Genomic DNA, 13,946 nt, shown 5'->3' on the forward strand with positions numbered 1-13,946 from the left:
GGCAAGATCCCATGCGGTGGGGCCCGCCAAGATCCGAAAGAGCCCTACTCCAGCTCGGTGAGGTGGAGCGCGATCTGGAGGACCACCCCGTCCTGGAACGAACGCGGATCGCGCGCGGTGAGGTGCTGGATGCGCCCCAGCCGGTACGCCAGGGTGTTGCGGTGCACGTTCAGCGCCTGGGCCGCGTCGCCGAGACTGCGGTTGTGGGACAGATAGACCCGGAGGGTGTGGCGCAGCTCGGCGGAGAGCGGGCCGAGGATCCGCTCGGCCGTCGCGGTCCTGATGTCCGGATCGATCCTGGCGAGCAGGGCGGGCAGCTCCATATCGGCCAGCCGTACCTCACCGGCCGGCTTCCTGCGCATCGCGAACACGGCCTGCCCGGTCCGCTCGACCAGCGCGGCGAAGTCCGCGGACTTCCCCGCGTCCAGCGTGCCGATGTCCCCGCCGGTCTCCTGAAGGATCGCCAGCCGGCGCCGCAGCGCCACGGCGGCGGTTCCGCCGGCCACCGCCCAGACCGTCCCCTCGGCGTCGGCGGCGACCAGCACGGCGCTCTCGTCCACTTCCAGCCAGCGGTAGAGGTCCCGGGGGTCATCGGGCGCGCCGGTCCGGCCACGGCTCAGCGCGAAGAGGGAGTACGGGGGTTCCACCCGGCACCCCGCGAGCTGCTGGCGCTGACGCCAGCTCGCCACGGTCAACCGGTCGGCAATGAGGTCCTCGACGATCTGCTGCCGCACCTGATGGCGCCACCCGGCCTCACCGAGGAACGCCTGCTGCAACACCATCAGCTCGGCCATCCGCGCGATGGCCCGCGCGATCTCCCCCACCTCGCGCGGCTCACCACTGACCCCGACGACCCCGACGATCTCGTCGTTCAGCCGCAGTGGAAGGTTCACCCCGGCCCGGGTGCCGTTCAGCGACCGCGCCTCTTCCCCGGTCACGGCGAACGGCAGCCCCGTCTCCAGCACCCTCCGGGCGCCCTCATGGCGACTGCCCACCCGGGAGTGATCACCACTGGCGGTGATCACTCCCTGCTCGTCCATGATGTTCACGTTGACCCCGAGGCGGCCGACGATGTCATCGACGATGGCTTGGGCGGTGTTGCCGGCGATCATCGGGCCAACATACCCGTGACCTCGCGGTCCCCCGCGGACGTGGCGGCGCCCGCCCGCGTGCGGGGGACCCGGGCCGACCAAGCCGTCCGCGAGGCAGGCCGGTGGTTCACGGCTACAGCCCGGCCGGCCGGTCGGCGTAGTCCTCCACCAGATTGCTGATGAGCGCGAGGAGGGCATCGGCCCGCTGTCGGTCCTCGTGCTGGTCGCGCAATGCCGCGTCGAGCGCCCGGAGACGGAACAGCGCGGCCGGCTCCCGGTCCTCCACCTCATAGATCACCGGCTGGGTGATCAGGTCCAGACACTCGGTGAGCAGCCGACGAGTGGCGGTGGACGGCGGGTCAGGGTCGGGCGCGGCGAACGCGGTGGTCAGGTACCGCGCGGGATTGCTGAGGCTCCACCCGACGACAGTGTCGTGCTGGGCGAGGAGTGCCACGTCGGGGGCGATACCGATGCGAGCCTCCAGCGGCTCGTCGAGGACATCGAGGTCGCGTAGGCACGTGAGCACGCTGTCCCCGGGGGCGCGGCAGAGCACCATGGTGATCTCCTGCCGAAAATCCCGGGCCTCATCCGCGCGAAGCCCGCCGGGGCGTACTGCGGGCGCGGAGGGAACGCGGTCGGAGTCCTCGGCGGAGGCGGACTCTTCCGGCAACCGGAATTCGACCCCGACCAGCTGTCGGCCGGCTGGGGCGAACCGGATGACGTCAGGAGAGTCCCACAGCCACTCCTGGCTGCCGAACGTGGCTACGAGGAACTCGTTCCGCTCCGCCACGTCCGCGTAGGGCGCGACGCGCACAGAGGTGCCGGTGAAGCGAGGTGTGAGGCGCAGCGGGTGGTCCGTCACCGTCGTGCGCCAGCCGTCGCCGAAGGTCAGTCTCATGGCCCATGCCGCCTTACTTGATCTGCTTCGCCGGGGGTGCGAATCCGTCCTTGCCCGGAATCTTGCCCTCCACGATGTCCTCGTGAGTGATCGGCCCACCAGGGTCCGTGGGCTTGCCGCCGAGCGCCGACACTCCGGAGTCACCCTTGATCCCTGACGGTCCGTACGCCGTGATGGCCTGGCCGGCCTCGGAGCCGGGCCCCTTGGTCACGACCACGTCCTCGCCCTGCCGGAAGATGAGATTCCCGGCGGTGCCCGTCGAGTGGTAGACCGCGTCCGGGTTCTTCAGTATCTCCAGGACCCGCTCGTCGGCGAAGCCGTGCCGTGTGTCCCCGTGGTATTCGGGATGCTTCCGGAACCTGTCGTCCTGTGCCCTCTCCATCGCCGCGTCCGCGGCCTTGACAGCCCTCTGGTGGGCCTTCTCCTCCTTGGTGTACTTGGGCATGAGGCCGAACGGGTCATACCCGGTGTGCGGGTTGTCCACGTAGGCGACGGGGTTCGGTGCGGGAGCGAGTCCGAGGGGGTCGGGGGAGGCGTAGCGGCCGGTTTCCGGGTCGTAGTGTCGGAAGTGGTTGTAGTGGAGGCCGGTCTCGGGGTCGTAGTACTGGCCGGGGAAGCGGAGCGGAGTGTAGGTGCTGCTGTCACGGGCCCAAGCGGTGGTACCCCAGAGGGTGCTCCGGCTGCGCCAGGCGATGTCGCCGGACTCGCCGATGAGTTCGGTGGGGGTGCCGATGAGGTCGGTCGTGATGGCGAAGAACCGGCGGTCGATCTCTTCCTGGCGATCGTCGGCCGTGAGGATGCGCTCGGTCTGGGCCAGAGGTACGACGTCCCGGTGGTCCCAGGTGAGGGCGACCGTGTTCGGGACGTCCGGCTGGTGACTGGTCTGTTCGCACAGAGTGAGACCGTCCCAGGTGAAGCGGACCTCCTCCACCACCTGTTCGTCGTCGGCCGCGAGACGCTGCTTCGCGCTGCGGCGGCCGAGGGGGTCGTATCGGTACCTCCACCGCGTTCCATCGGGGGTGGTGACGGAGGTGAGGCGGTTCTCCGTGTCCCACGCATAGCGCCAGGTGTCGGGTTTGCGGGAGAGGCGGGTCTTCTGCCGCAGGGTGACCCGGCCGAGGGCGTCGTGTTCGAAGCGGACGTCTCCGGCCCGGGTGATGGTGGTGCCGTTGTAGGAGCGCGGTCCGGTGGCCTCGTTGCCGGGGTGGACGGACGGCCAGGACGCCGAGGTCTGGTTGCCGACTGCGTCGTAGGTGTACCGCTCCGTCCAGCCCTCGGCGTGGACGGCGGTGACCCGGCCCGCCCGGTCCAGATCTAAGGTGCGGGTGCCCGACAGCTGGTCCGCGACGGAGGCCAGGTGTCCGTCGTCGCGGTAGGCGTAAAGGCGGCTGTTGACGGCGCGCCCTCCTGCGGTGATGCGCTGCGCGGAGAGCCGGCCGGCCTCGTCCCAGGCGGATGTCACGGTGACCGCTTCGTCGAATACGCGGGCCAGCTCACGGCCGGCGGCGTCGTGGGTGAAGTCGATGTGGTGGCTGCCGGTGGTGAGGCGCGAGGCCTCTCCACCGGCGCCGTAGGCATAGGAAGTGACATGACCGGTCGGTGTGGTGCGGCGCCTCCGGCGGCCCAGGCCGTCGTACGCGTACAGGATGGCGCGGCCGTCGACCAGTTCCGTCTTGGTGAGACCGCGGCGGTCGTACTGGTACCGGACTTCACCGTCCGGTCCGGCGGCTTCCAGCAGACGTCCGGCCCTGTCGTAGGCGTAGGCCGTCACCCGGCCGTCGACGTCCTTGCGGATCACCTGGCCGAGCTGGTCACGCTCGAACGAGATGGTCCCGCCGAGTGCGTCGACCCGCTCGGCGAGCCGGCCAGCGGCGTCCGTGCGGTAGGTCAGGGTGCGTCCGTCGAAGTCGGTCTCGGAGACGATGTTGCCCGCGGCATCGTACGCGTAGCTCCAGCTCAGCCCCTGCGGGTTGACAACGCGGGTAAGGCGCAGCTCGGCGTCGTGCTTGAACTCGTAGCGCGCGCCGTCAGGTCGGGTGTGGGCGACCGGCAGGTCGAAGTGGGTGTACTCGAAGCGGGAGACGCCACCGGACGCGTCGGTGTGGGTGAGGCGGTTGCCCTCGCCGTCGTAGGTCCATGACTCCGTGGCGCCGCCGGGGCCCGTGCGGCGTGCGAGGTGACCGTCCGCATGCCACTCCAGGTGCGTGCCACCTCCCACCGGATCGGTGACACGGACCGGACGGCCGAGGGCGTCCCGCTCCGTTCGGGTGGTGGAGCCGGCCGGCTCCACCACCTCCACGGGTAGCCCCGCCGCGTCGCACACCACCCGTGTCGTGGCCCCGAGGGCGTCCGTGAGCGAGGTGAGCCGGCCGGCGTGGTCGTAGCCGTAGCGAGTGGTGCAGCCGGCCTGGTCGGTGACCGCCGTGCGGTTGCCGCGCTCGTCGTACTCATGGACCGTGCGGGTGCCATCGGGCCCGATGACTTCCACCGGCAGTCCGAACAACCCGCGCACGGTGCGCAGTTCGCTCCCGTCGGGGCGGGTGACGGATATCAGCCGATGGTCCTCGTCATAGGAGAAGGCGGTGGTGAGGCCCAGCGGGTCGGTGCGGGTCATGAGGTTGCCGGGCGGGTCATAGGCGAATCGGGTGGTGCGGCCGAGCGGGTCGGTGGTGGCCAGGAGGCGACAGCCGGGGCCGAACCGGTGGTGGGTCGCGTGCCCGTCGGCGGTGGTGACCGTGGTGGTGTGGTGCCCGGTCTCGGGGTCCGGGTCGGTGTAGGCGAGGGTTATCTGGACGTGGCCGGCCTCGCCGCCCTCCGCCATGACGCGGTCACGGTCGTCATAGACGTAGTCGTAGCGGTGCCCGATAGAGTCGATCCAGGCGATGATGCGGCGGCGTTCGTCGTAGAAGAAGGTGGTGGTGGCGCCGGACGGCCTGGTGACGGTGGTGAGGTTGCCGTCCTCGTAGCCGTAGCTCAGCATCCGCAGTTCCGCGCCCCCCTCGCCCGCTCCGGCCAGGGACAGGGCGGTGATCAGACCGTCGGCGACGGACAGTTGCACCCGGTGGCCCGCAGAGTGGACCAGGGCCAGCGGCATGCCGTGCTCGTCGCGGTCGACGGTGATCGCGTGGCCGTTGCGTTCGGCGATGCCGGACAGCCAGGCCGTGCCGTCGCCGCCCGGCTCCGCGCCGGGCGGGGCGGTGAAGTGGTGGGTCCGACCGGTGCCGGGATCGGTGACCGTGTAGTCGCCGTGGGCGTCCCGGGCGAGCAGTGTGCGGGACCGGCCCGTATGCGGGCGGGTGGGCAGGTCGGGGACCGGATGCGGGTACGCGATGAGCAGCCCGTCGGCGGTGGCATGGATGACGCCGATCGTGTCGATCTCCAGGCGCTCGTCGACCGTGGACGACCAGGCGGGCCCCAGGAAGCGGCCGGTCGCGCAGCCGGACTCGGTGCGGCGGGTGAAGACCAGCGGCAGGATACCGGGGATTTCAAGGTCGGCCTGGGGCAGGAACATTCGGCCCGAGGCGAGGTCCACGGGGTCGGTGCCGTCGGTGGTGCGCTCGCCGTCCTGTCGATTGTGGGTGCCGTCCGGGGTGTCGTCGATCAGTTTGCGCACCCGTGCGGCGTCGGCGCCGACGCGTACGGCTTTCACCGCGGCGCCGCTGCCGCCGGTGGCCACGGTCAGCGCGAGATCGGGAATCAGCCGGCCGAATCCCTCGGCCGGATCCTTCATGAAGGTCTTGAGCATCTGGTTGCCGGTGCCGACCGGGTCGTTGACGGCGACCACCAGGCCGGCGGCCAGGCTGTTGAGGGACGTGGCGTACTCGGCCGGATGCGTGAGGTTGTACGGGTCCAGGGGGTTGACGCTGCGGACGAAGTTGAGCAGCCCCGCCGTGCCCTTGACGATGCCGCCGCCGACATGGTCGCCCATGATTCGCAGCTCCTGGAACCCGTCGCCCGCCTGCTCGGCGTAGGACGGCTTCTCGGGGGCTGTGTCGCGAGCGGAACGAACCGCCGTGCGCGCGTTCTCCGCCGCCGAGTTCCGCTGCCGGCGGGCCTCAGCGAGAATTTCCTGAGCCTGCAGCATCAGCTTCTTGCCGGGATCCTCGAACGTCGCCGCGGGCTTGGCCGGGAGCGAGGCGGGGTCGCGGCTGTCCTCGGGCTGGGCGTTGTAGCGATCGACGGCGCCGTTGTAGTCGTCGAGCTTCTTGCGGTGGGCGTCGGCGGCGATCTCGGAGACCTTCACGCCCTCCTTCCACTTGGCGACCGCCGTCTGTGCCTGTGCTTGCGCCCAGGTGACGGTGTCGGCGAACGCCTCAAGTGCCCCGACCGCCTTCGCGCAGGCGTCGGCGGCGGTGTACCACTTGGGTGGCTGGGTACTCACCGCGGTGCGCAGCGCGTCGGCAGTCTCACCTTTGAGCTGGGACGAGTCGAGGTGCTTGAGACCGTCGCCGGTGTCGTCGAAGGCCGACTGGAAGGCCCGGAGCTTCGCGGCGGTGGAATTGATCTTGCTCGGGCTGCCGTGGATCAGCTTGGTCTTGTCCTCGGTCTGGCCGAGGTCCATCTCGTCGACCTCAGCGCCCACCCGGTTGGCGATCGAACGGGACTGTTCACGCACCCAGTCCGCGCCGGACTCCCAGCCGACATCGTCCAACCGGTTTGCCGTCCACTTGCCCGCGTCCTCGACCCGGTTGCCCACCCACTCGACGCCGTCCTCGACGGTGTCCTCAATCGAGTCGGGGGTGATGTCGCTGATGAAGTCGCCGATGCCCAACGTCAGCTCCTCCCGGGCTCATCCGTTTGCCGCTCCTGCCAAGCGCGCTCCTCGGGCGAAGGGCCGAAGGTGTCGTCCAGCGCCTGGTTCCACCGGTCGTCGGAGATGCCGAACGCCTGGTTGAGGATCTCCGACTGCCGGCCGCCCTGGCCCTCGGTGAGAACGGTTCGTCCGGTGTCCTTCCAGGTCTGCTCCATGTCCTGGCCGGCCTTCTCGAACGATTCTGCGCTCCAGTCCGGGTTCAGGGCGTCCGGCGTGAGGATGTCGCCCCAGCCCTGCCTGGTGATCTCTTCCTCACTGGCGTGAGGGTTCCCACCGAACAGGGAGTTGGCACCCACCTTGAGCGTGCCCGCGATGTACTGGTCGTGCTCCCACAGAGTGCCCGCCGCCAGGCCGAGGCGGTTCGCGATCCCGCTGGCGTCCCTCACCAGGGCGCGCACGCCCCACTCCCAGCGCTCACAGAAGTCCTCGAAGTCGACCGACAGCCCGTGGTGCCCGGCCTCCATCCCGGTGATCGCCAGTTCGGAGAAGCCCTTTCCCATCACCGAACCGGTGGCGCCGCCGAGTTCACCGAGCTGGTCTATGGTCGCGCCCACGCCCTGGGTGAACTTGGCCACGGAGGCCTTGCCCAGCTGCAGGTCCATTCCGTCGTCGGTCATGTTCGCGCCTCGTCCGTCGTACCAGCGTCGACGGCGACCGTGTCCGCGACGATGCCGACGACTGGCGGGAAGAGCATGGACCCGTCTTCAGTGGCGATATCGACGGCGACACCGGCGGCCTCGTCCAGGGCGGGCAGGATCTCGTCGACGATGCGCGCGCCCAGCAGCGCCGCGTACTCCATGGGCTGATCACCGGACGCGTGATGCAGGGCGAACCGGGCCAGTGCGGCCTCGTCGGTGAACCCGCAGATCCACCGCACCCCGCCCGCCCACGCCGACCAGAGGCCTCCGCCGACCGTCGGCACCAGAAGGATCGATCGCCGCATCTCACCGACCAGTGCACGGGGGTCACCGACTCCCCTTCTCTGCTCGGCAATTCGCTCGGCGAGCGCTGTACTTGGCTGCTCCACGGGCCCTCCCCACCGTAGGTGACTGATGGCACCGTAGTTCAGACGCCCGGCGTGGCGGGCCCCTCAGCACTCGATGATGTTCACCGCGAGCCCGCCCCGCGCCGTCTCCTTGTACTTGACCTTCACGGTGTCCGCCGTCGTGATCATGCTCTTGAGCTGCGGTTTTAGGGCGAGATCGGAGGCCTATCCGGCCGTCAGGGACTTCTCAGGGACTTTGTGCCCGGCGTCGGCGAGCCAGGAGTCCATGGCCGCCAGCCCGCGTCGTCCGGCCCCGGGCATGAAGTGAGCGTAGTGGTCGAGCGTGATCTTGGGGGAGGAGTGCCCGAGCCAGGCCGCGAGGCTCACCACTGACTCGCCGGCCTCCAACTGCACGCTGGCGTAGGTATGCCGCAGGACATGGAACATGTCCGACCGCGACGACGCGTAGACCGGATAGCGGCGGACCCGGCCGCCGTACTGCTGGACCTGCTCGCCGATCACGGCGAGCAGGCCGACGGCCGTGAGGGCGGGCCGCCAGCTCCGCTCGTTCCAGGCCCTGTAGTAGATCCGGTTCCCGTGGGAGGTGTTGAGGACGAGCTGCACGGTGATCGCCGCTGCCGCTCCTCCAGTGCGTTGGCCGGAGGTTCCGGGTTTTGCCAGGGGAGGGTGCACGCTGTCGAAGGGAACCGGCGGAAGTGCGCGCGGGCGCGGGCCGCCAGGTTGGGGGAGAGCGGCACCTCCCGCGTCTTACCGCCCTTGGGCAGACAGAAGTACGGACGCCCCTTCGTGTCCCATCGGAGCTGACGCCGGATGCGGACGACCACGTTCGTGAAGTCGAAGTCCTCCTCGGCCAGACCGAACGCCTCGTAACCGACCACGCGCTTGGTGCTCCCCTGGTGGTGCGGTGATTCCTTCCGAGTGGGTGTTCAGAACGCTGGCCGGAGCTGGTCCGCATACCGCATCCGGAGATCTCTTTTCACGGATCTTTCGAGGGGGAGTTGTGCTAGGCGACCCTGCGCGTACGGGGCTGAGGATTCTGGAGAATCGGGTTAAGGGAGGGATTCGACCGTGAATCGGACAGCTCTTGGGACCGCACCCACTCGTCAAGCACTGTGATCCGGTACATGACGCGACGGCCCATGCGGAAGCTCGGCGGTCCCTGCCGCCGATGACGCCAGACATAAAGGGTGTTTGGGGAGATCCCAAGATATGTGGCTGCTTGGGGGAGGCTCAAGAAGGCCGTTTCGTGCTGTGAGGTTGCCTGCGGCATGGCTGCGTTCCTGTCGTCCGGCTGAGAGATGAGCAGGAGGATGGTCCGGAGAAGGAGAGGCTTGGATGAGCCGGGCCGCCGGTGGTAGAGGGTCCTTCGGTAGCTCCCCGGTACGCGCCCTTTCTACGTGGCCTCAGTTCCGATCAGCCGCAGAAGCTGCGAAGGGTCGGTGAGGTCGGTGATCACATGATCCGCGCCCGCGTCGGCCAGATCCGCTGCCGAGGTGGTGCCGGAGGCGACGCTGATCACCCGGGCTCCGCCTTCACGTCCCGTGCGGACGTCCTCCAGCGAGTCCCCGACGATGACGGTACTGCTCTGGTCAAAGCTGTGGCCGTACACGGCCCCGGCCCGCTGCTGCGCAACGCGCACCAAGGCCGGCCGATGCGGATCGTCCGACGCGTACCCGCCGACCGCCGGATCGACAAGGCCGATCAGGTCGAATGTCGAGAGCTTGATTTCCGCGCTGGCCCGAAGATTTCCGGTGACGATGGTCGGCAGAAGATGGGGGGACTTCCGTACCGCGGTGAGTGACTCGACCGCACCCGGGAGCAACAGCCCATCTGCCAGCATTCTTCCCCGGTGTCGCTCCAATTCCCCGGGCATGAGACCGATGATCCGCCGGGCGAACGCGTCCACCTGATCCCTGGGGACACCGTTCACGGCGAGGAGTTCCTTCACCGCGACCGGCATGGTGACGCCCGTACCCTTTGCCGGAAGCCGCCCCGGGGCGTGCCCGACCACCTTCTCGAAGACGGTGCGGTAGACGAGCCGGTCGATGTCGCCGACGTAGAGGAGGGTCCGGTCGATATCCCACAGGACAAGAATCATGCCGCCGCACGCCCCTTCATGACGGATTCGCCGCGTTCCAGGAGGTCACGCGCCGCAGGGGAGTCATCGAACCGACGGACCTCCGCAAGCATGGAGCGGAGGTGATCGTCCAGGCGGGCGGAGTGCACGCCGTCGACGAGACTGAGGACTTCCTGGGCGATACCCCATCCGGCGTCGGGGTTCTTCGTCTGCATGTGGGCGGTTGCCGCTCGAGAGAGGAACTGGGCGGTCGTACGGATCTCCTCCTGGCTCAGCTCATGACGAGCGGCGTCGAACGACTCCGCCGCTTCGGCGTGCCGACCGAGGTCGAGCAGGGAGCTTGCCGTCTGACCAAGGACCTCGCCCGGCTTGATCCAGTACAGCCAGTCCGGATCGTCTTCCCCACGGCCCTGTGCACACAGCACCCTGGCTTCCTCAAGGGCCGCTCGGGCGGCTGACTCCTCGCGCAGCCGTGCGTGGCCTCGGGCCTGCCGGGTCAGAAGCATCGCCTGGAGGGCCGGAGCGTCGCGGTCGCTGATCCCCAGCCGCGCGGTCCTCGCCGCGGTGACCGCGTCCCGTGGATCTCCGACGGAGTATCCATGGATGGCCAGGAAGGAGAGGGCCGCTGCGGTAAGGCGAGAGTCTCCGGAGGCATGGGCGGCTCGCAGCGCGGCGAGGAACAGCCTCTGCGCCTTCGCGTGGTTGCCGCCGTCGAACATGTACCAGCCGGCCTGGGTTGCCGCGTCCGCGGTCGCCGCCGCCAGCAGGCGTCCCCGGGCCTCGTCGTACGAACCGTGCTTCAGCAGCCTGACGAGGATCTTCAGGTGTCCCAGCGACGTCGCGGCCAGACTGCCGCTGCCGCTACTGGCGTCCATGTGCCGGAGAGCGTCGGTCGTCGCCTCCAGAGAAGTAATCAGCGGGATGGTGACTCTGGTGCCGTTCGGAGACATCGAGGCCATGGCCTCAGGGGCCGCGATGGTGGATTGCAGCACGTACTGCGTCAGGCCGGCCCCGCTGAGCGCCAGCACCCCACGGCGTTTCATGACACCTCCGACAGCGAACTCAAGTGAGGTCACCATACGGTCCGCGTTCCACGGCAGTGCGGGGTCGAGAGGCCCGTTCGACCCACCCCGGTCCGGTTCACCGAACGGGGTCAACAGCAGGGGACGAAGGTCTGCGGGAAGCCCGAGGCCGTTGAGGAAGTCGATGATGGCCTCCCCTCCTCCCAGGTGTTTCCGGCCGCGCTCCAGGTCGGAGATGAACGACTGGGTGAGGCCCGTCAGAGAGCGGACGGCCATCTGTGAGAGGCCGGACCGCCTGCGCAGCAGCCGCAGTAACTCACCGAAGTCCCAGGCGGACAGCGCTCTGCAGACCTGTTCGTCACGCCATGCCCGGTCGGGAATTCGGGCGATGTCGCCGCCCCGGGAACAAGGAGCGCACAGAGGGTCGGGGTTGTACTGGCTCAGCCCGTGACCGCACCTGCCGCACACACGAAACGACGACCTCATGAGCGGTCCTTCCTGCACTGCCTCACCCCGACCAACCGTCGGCACCAGGCTAGGCGCAGGTCGATATCGCTGAAGCGATATCGCTCCAGCGGTCCCTTTGAACCCGCACGACCTCAAGACTCCTCCCACGGCGCACCGAACGCGCCGTTCGGCAGCACCGGGATTCCGAGTCCGAGGGAGGGGACAGTGACCATACGTACGGCTCAGCGCTCCGAGCGCGTTGCCCTGTTGACCGACGAACAGGCTTCACCGTCGTCCGTCCTCACGGAGCCGACCGCGTCGGTGTGCTCACTCGGACGAGGAGTGAGGTGCTGGAACCTCCGGAACCCGAAAACGCAGGGCTTCACGGTCGGCTTCGACCGGACCACGGCTCCAGGCCGCCCCCTCACTGATGAGGACCGTTCGTGCCCCGGAGAGGTACGGCGAATCGAACGGGCACATCTGCGGCTCTGGGGAGCTGACCGTCTCGTCGGAACTGCCGACCTCCTGGTCACCGAACTGGTCACCGACGCGTTCGAGCATGGACGTGGCCCGGTCGAGGTGCGTCTGTGGTGTACGGCCAGCCGCTTCTGGCTCAGGGTCGGCAGTGGCTCCCGGATCAAGATCTGCGGAGGCTTGCTCGAAGCGCTGGACGAAGATCTCGCCCAAACCGGTAGGGATCTGTTGCTGGTCGATGCGTTCGCCGTTTCCTGGGGACTGTCGGATGACCGCACTTGGGTGTGGTGCTCGCTCCTGACTCCTGAAGGGGAATCCCCCAAGGAGGCGATGCCCGTTGATTGACGCCGCTATCGGGCCAATCCCTCCGCAGCGGGTTTCGGACATCCTGCCGTCCGGCTCCCGAGGCGGCTGTCGTCCGCTGCGGCGATGGGCAGATCTCGTGACCCACAGGAGACCGCACGCCCCGACGCAGCGCATTCCGGCCAGCCCCTGCTGTTTGCCGTGGAAGGCCGACGACCGCCGATAGCGTCCCGGCGTGGTGGCACCGACGGGGCCCCGCCGGGCGGTTCTTCCCGCCCCCGAAGACGTACGAACGAAGGACACCATCATGATCCACACGACGGTCGACTCCGACGAGGCCGCACGGCTCCGCAACGAGGTCGTGGACCGGTTGGTCGCCGACGGCGCGATCTCCTCCCCGGAGGTCGAGGCCGTGATGCGGAAGGTCCCCCGGCACGCGTTCGCCCCTGAGGCGAGTCTGGAGAAGGCATACGCCCCGTACGCGGCCGTCATCACCAAGACGGACGAGCACGGCGTCCAGCTCAGCTCGGTGTCCGCGCCGCAAATCCAGGCGATGATGCTGGAGCAGGCCCGGGTCCGCCCCGGGATGCGGGTGCTGGAGATCGGCTCGGGCGGTCTGAACGCGGCTTACCTCGCCGAGCTGGTCGGGGAAGCGGGCGACGTGGTCACCGTGGACATCGACTCCACGGTGACGGACCGGGCCCGCCGGCTGCTGGACGAGCACGGCTTCGGCCGGGTCCGCGTGGTCTGCGTCGACGCGGCGGAGCCCTTGGACGACCTCGGTACGTTCGATCTCGTCATGGTGACTGCGGGTGCGTGGGACATCCCGCCCGCGTGGACCGAGCGGCTCACTCCCGGCGGCCGCCTGGTGGTACCGCTGCGGATGCGTGGGCTCACTCGGTCCGTGACCTTCGTCCGCGTCGACGATCATCTGGAGAGCGAGTCCGCGTTCGTCTGCGGCTTCGTCCCCGTGCAGGGCTCGACCGCGCACCGGGAGGAACTGCTGCTCGTCGCCGGGACCCCGGAGATCGGGCTGCGGTTCGACGACGGACTGCCAGCCGACCCGAGCCTGCTCGACAACGCCGTCACCACGCCCCGGGTGGAGCTGTGGACCGGGGTCGAGGTCGGCCGCGGTGAACTCGTCGACACCCTCCAGATGCACCTGGCGATCACACTGCCCGGCTTCTGCGTCATGACGGTCGACCCCGACCTGGACACCGGGATCGTCGCTCCCTCCAACAAGTCCTTCTCCCTGGCGGCCGTGGACGGCGCCGACTTCGCCTATCTCACCGTCCGCCGGACCGAGGACGACAAGGGCGTCGAGTACGGCGTCCACGCCCTCGGCCCCACGGCCTCCGGCTTCGCCAAGATCGTCGCGGACCACGTCCGTGACTGGGCCCGCGACCGGCGCGGCGGCCCCAACCCGGTCATCCGCGTCCATCTGGCCGGCACCCCCGACGAGCAGATCCCGGCCGACCGGGTCATCGACAAGGTGCACAGCCGGATCTCACTCGCCTGGCCTCCGGCATAGCCGCAGGAGACCAGGTCGTCCCGCACCATCCCAGAAGAAATGGAAGGGCACGGCATGACGAACGCCACCCTGGCCCAGGCCGAACCGCCTCTGGCCTTCGACGAGGACGACTTCGCCCCGCTCGACGTGCGGGTCATCGTCGCGGAACACCCGTACGGCAAGCTCATGTGCTCCACCGGTGACGGCTGCGGACCGACGTGCCAGGGCGGGGCATCCGCCTGCAACTCGTTCGTGGAGGACTCCGCCTGATCAGGCGCTTTCGGTGGACCGGACCGGACCGGACC

General features: G+C 69.0%; 12 protein-coding genes. 3 read left to right on the forward strand and 9 right to left on the reverse strand.

Annotated elements, in window-relative coordinates:
• Positions 1-44 precede the first annotated feature (44 nt).
• The 9 genes from ACH4S7_RS17910 to ACH4S7_RS17950 all read right to left on the reverse strand — a co-directional run bounded on the left by ACH4S7_RS17910 (position 45) and on the right by ACH4S7_RS17950 (position 11,393).
• On the reverse strand, positions 45-1,112 hold the full coding sequence (locus tag ACH4S7_RS17910) for a CdaR family transcriptional regulator (RefSeq protein ID WP_398522151.1): 1,068 nt from the start codon (positions 1,110-1,112) through the stop codon (positions 45-47).
• Positions 1,113-1,224: 112 nt separating this feature from the next.
• On the reverse strand, positions 1,225-1,989 hold the full coding sequence (locus ACH4S7_RS17915) for a hypothetical protein (protein WP_398522152.1): 765 nt from the start codon (positions 1,987-1,989) through the stop codon (positions 1,225-1,227).
• A gap of 13 nt (positions 1,990-2,002) precedes the next feature.
• Positions 2,003-6,760 carry a putative T7SS-secreted protein gene (locus tag ACH4S7_RS17920; RefSeq protein ID WP_398522153.1) on the reverse strand — a complete coding sequence of 1,586 codons (4,758 nt, stop codon included), beginning with the start codon at positions 6,758-6,760 and terminating at the stop codon, positions 2,003-2,005.
• Positions 6,761-6,762: 2 nt separating this feature from the next.
• Entirely contained in the window at positions 6,763-7,419 is a 657-nt protein-coding gene (locus ACH4S7_RS17925; RefSeq protein WP_398522154.1) for a hypothetical protein, read from the reverse strand.
• Positions 7,416-7,829 (reverse strand): SseB family protein, encoded by a 414-nt coding sequence (locus tag ACH4S7_RS17930; protein WP_398522155.1) that lies wholly within the window; start codon positions 7,827-7,829, stop codon positions 7,416-7,418. The genes ACH4S7_RS17925 and ACH4S7_RS17930 overlap by 4 nt, the downstream gene beginning before the upstream one ends.
• Before the next feature lie 183 nt (positions 7,830-8,012).
• A complete protein-coding gene (locus ACH4S7_RS17935) occupies positions 8,013-8,411 on the reverse strand; it encodes a hypothetical protein (RefSeq protein ID WP_398522156.1) in 399 nt (132 codons plus the stop codon).
• 400 nt (positions 8,412-8,811) lie between these two features.
• Positions 8,812-9,078 carry a helix-turn-helix transcriptional regulator gene (locus tag ACH4S7_RS17940; protein WP_398522157.1) on the reverse strand — a complete coding sequence of 89 codons (267 nt, stop codon included), beginning with the start codon at positions 9,076-9,078 and terminating at the stop codon, positions 8,812-8,814.
• Positions 9,079-9,201: 123 nt separating this feature from the next.
• Positions 9,202-9,906, reverse strand: a complete 705-nt coding sequence (locus tag ACH4S7_RS17945; RefSeq protein ID WP_398522158.1) for an HAD family hydrolase — start codon at positions 9,904-9,906, stop codon at positions 9,202-9,204.
• Positions 9,903-11,393 carry a helix-turn-helix domain-containing protein gene (locus tag ACH4S7_RS17950; protein WP_398522159.1) on the reverse strand — a complete coding sequence of 497 codons (1,491 nt, stop codon included), beginning with the start codon at positions 11,391-11,393 and terminating at the stop codon, positions 9,903-9,905. The genes ACH4S7_RS17945 and ACH4S7_RS17950 overlap by 4 nt, the downstream gene beginning before the upstream one ends.
• A 228-nt stretch (positions 11,394-11,621) precedes the next feature.
• Here ACH4S7_RS17950 and ACH4S7_RS17955 point away from each other — a divergent pair, with 228 nt between their 5' ends.
• From ACH4S7_RS17955 to ACH4S7_RS17965, 3 genes are all read left to right on the forward strand, one after another.
• On the forward strand, positions 11,622-12,173 hold the full coding sequence (locus tag ACH4S7_RS17955; protein ID WP_398522160.1) for an ATP-binding protein: 552 nt from the start codon (positions 11,622-11,624) through the stop codon (positions 12,171-12,173).
• A gap of 265 nt (positions 12,174-12,438) precedes the next feature.
• The gene (fxlM, locus tag ACH4S7_RS17960) at positions 12,439-13,662 is read left to right on the forward strand and encodes a methyltransferase, FxLD system (RefSeq protein WP_398522161.1); all 1,224 of its coding nucleotides are present in this window, start codon (positions 12,439-12,441) and stop codon (positions 13,660-13,662) included.
• A gap of 54 nt (positions 13,663-13,716) precedes the next feature.
• Positions 13,717-13,911 carry an FxLD family lanthipeptide gene (locus ACH4S7_RS17965; protein ID WP_398522162.1) on the forward strand — a complete coding sequence of 65 codons (195 nt, stop codon included), beginning with the start codon at positions 13,717-13,719 and terminating at the stop codon, positions 13,909-13,911.
• Positions 13,912-13,946 lie beyond the last annotated feature (35 nt).

It is taken from the genome of Streptomyces sp. NPDC020965 (genome assembly GCF_044333555.1).
In the GTDB taxonomy this organism is placed as follows: Bacteria; Actinomycetota; Actinomycetes; order Streptomycetales; family Streptomycetaceae; genus Streptomyces.